Genomic DNA, 2,599 nt, shown 5'->3' with positions numbered 1-2,599 from the left:
ATGTTCGTGCTGCTCGGGCAACTCGTGCATGTGACGGGCGTGGCGCGCGTGATGGTGGCGTTTCTCGCGTCGCTGCTTGGGCACGTGCGGGGCGGCATGTCGTATGTGCTGCTCGGCGCCATGCTGCTGATATCGGGGATCTCGGGCTCCAAGACGGCCGACATGGCGGCGGTTGCGCCCGTGCTTTTCCCGGAGATGCGCAAGCGCGGAATGAAGGACGGCGAACTGGTATCGCTGCTTGCGGCGGCCGGTGCGATGAGCGAAACGATTCCACCGTCGCTAGTGCTGATCGCGATCGCATCAGTGACCGGCATATCGATCGCGGCGTTGTTTACCGCAGGCATCCTGCCGGCCATCGTGCTTGCTTTCGTGCTGGGCGTCGTCGCGTGGTGGCGTGCAGGGCGTGAGGACGAAACAGACGAGAGCCGCGCGGGAGCGGTGAGGGCACCCTGGTCGCACGTGCGCCGTACCTTCGTGATCGCATTGCCGGCGCTGCTGCTTCCATTCCTGATCCGCAGCGCGGTGGTCGAAGGGATCGCGACCGCGACGGAGGTATCGACGATCGGCATTGCCTACTCGCTCGTGATCGGCCTGTTGATCTATCGCGGCGGCCTGAAGTGGAAAGCCATCATGCCGATGCTGCTGCAGACGGCGGCATTGTCCGGTGCCATTCTGTTCATCGTGGGGGCGGCGAGCGCGATGGGCTGGGCGTTGACGCAGTCGGGTTTCTCGCACGACCTCGCCAACATGATGACGAGAGTCCCGGGCGGTGCTGCCGGCTTCATGCTGGTGTCGATCGTCGCGTTCATCGTGCTTGGCAGCGTGCTTGAGGGCATTCCGGCCATCGTTCTGTTCGGGCCGCTGCTGTTTCCGGTTGCGCATCAGCTCGGCATCCACGAAGTGCACTATGCGATGGTCGTCGTGCTCGCGATGGGACTCGGGGTCTTCGCGCCGCCATTCGGCCTGTGTTATTACGCGGCATGCATCATCGGCGAGGTATCGCCTGAAGCGGGGCTCAGGCGGATATGGATCTATCTCGGCATGCTGCTTCTCGGGCTAATGGCGATAGCCTTCGTTCCTTGGGTCTCAATCGGCTTTCTTTGAACTTACCGAGTAGATGTGGTGTTTAGGGCTGACCACATATGCCGGCTCCGGCGGTGTGGTTTCGCCCTCGTGCGAGTAGCGATCTGTGTTGTCTCAAGCAAATGTTGGAGGCATATAGCGCGGTGAGTTAGGCCGCTTCAACGTCGCTTAGATAACCGACATCCCATCTTTCGGAGTGAACACCATGGTTCGGATGCGCAGCGATCCATGTACACGAGCCTGCGCGCATCGGACAAGGCCGTCTACTAACGAAATTAATCGCTGCCCGAAGCGCCACACCGTCCGGCACCTTGAGCGCCCTTCGGCGGTTAGTCCACGTGTACAAAGGGCGAATGCCTATCGGCGAGCTTTGTTGGCGAATGACGGCTGTCCATTCGAAACGCGACATCACGCGAGTGACGCCGCGAGCGGCAGCAAGGGGTCGATGCATGCCTCTCGCATAAAAGTCCGTACCTGAGGCGATCGTCCGCCGTTGGCATGGGACTCTGTGCGGCCACAAGCGGACGGTCGACGTCAACGCTCAGGTCGGCGACAATCGGTCTTCCCGCACGGGAAAGAAAGCGGGCGTGCGGTGACCGTAAATTAACGAGAAAAACTAAAAGACTTGCGTTGATTTTCGGTCTGAAGATCCGCGCGTCCGTAGGGTCTGTAATCGCGAAACCATGAATCTAGTTTGAACTGCCAAAGCTGCATTAACTCGGACGATAGCCAAGGGAAACATCGTGGCGATACTTAGATCTCACTCATATGTCCACTGGAACTACTTCCTCGCACTTGAGGAGGATTTGGATCGCCTCTCTCGATATGTGGACCTTGCAGAGGGCAATGACGCGACCTATTCGATTGAGATTGCGCGCCTGTTTCTCGGCGCGAGTTCAGAGGTCGATGTGGTGCTCAAGCAGCTCTGCCGGAAGCATAATTCAGAATCAGCGGCAACCACCATTAACGCCTACTTTGAGGCAGTCTCCGAGGCGTGTCCAATTTCATTGGATTTGAAGTGCAAATTCCCCGATATGGCCTGACTCTTCACCCTTGGAGCGATTGGGGGGAGGGAGGCCGCCCATTTGGTGGCAAGACCATACCAAGGTCAAGCACCACCGCGACGAACACTTTCCAAAAGCTAACCTAAAGAACTGTCTCAACTCAGTTGCCGCGCTCTTTGTTGCAGTGTTACACCTCTACGAAGAGCAAGGACGCAACGGCGAGCTTCTCCAGCTGCCACGGCTACTCAACGTCGGAGATCAGTATTTTAGGGGTACCCAGATGGGGCGCTACGGAAACAGCTTTAAGTACGAAGTACGGTGACGGCCAACAGGTCAATCGACACGGATGGCTGGCAGCAATGGGCCGACTATGGTCTTCGGCGTCAGGCGGTAGTCGGCCGATTCTGTTGAAAAAGTCGGCGGCGATGCGGAATGTTAGGTATCCTGGAAGGCATCAAACGACGGGAGTGAATCGTCATGATGGGTCGACTGGATAGCGGACAGGACAAGCT

2 protein-coding genes are annotated in these 2,599 nt (G+C 58.4%); both read left to right on the top strand.

Annotated elements, in window-relative coordinates:
* Positions 1-1,104: TRAP transporter large permease (locus tag ACTJLB_RS32365; protein ID WP_440785656.1), on the top strand; the 1,104-nt coding region annotated here is incomplete at its 5' end.
* A gap of 722 nt (positions 1,105-1,826) precedes the next feature.
* Positions 1,827-2,126: a hypothetical protein gene (locus tag ACTJLB_RS32360; RefSeq protein WP_440785655.1), complete on the top strand. Its 300-nt coding sequence runs from the start codon at positions 1,827-1,829 to the stop codon at positions 2,124-2,126.
* Positions 2,127-2,599 lie beyond the last annotated feature (473 nt).

The sequence above is a fragment of the Paraburkholderia sp. 22098 genome, from assembly GCF_052045935.1.
GTDB classification, from domain to species: domain Bacteria; phylum Pseudomonadota; class Gammaproteobacteria; order Burkholderiales; family Burkholderiaceae; genus Paraburkholderia; species Paraburkholderia caledonica.
Note: the sequence above shows the minus strand (reverse complement) of the source record. Positions and strands in the feature narration are given on the sequence as shown.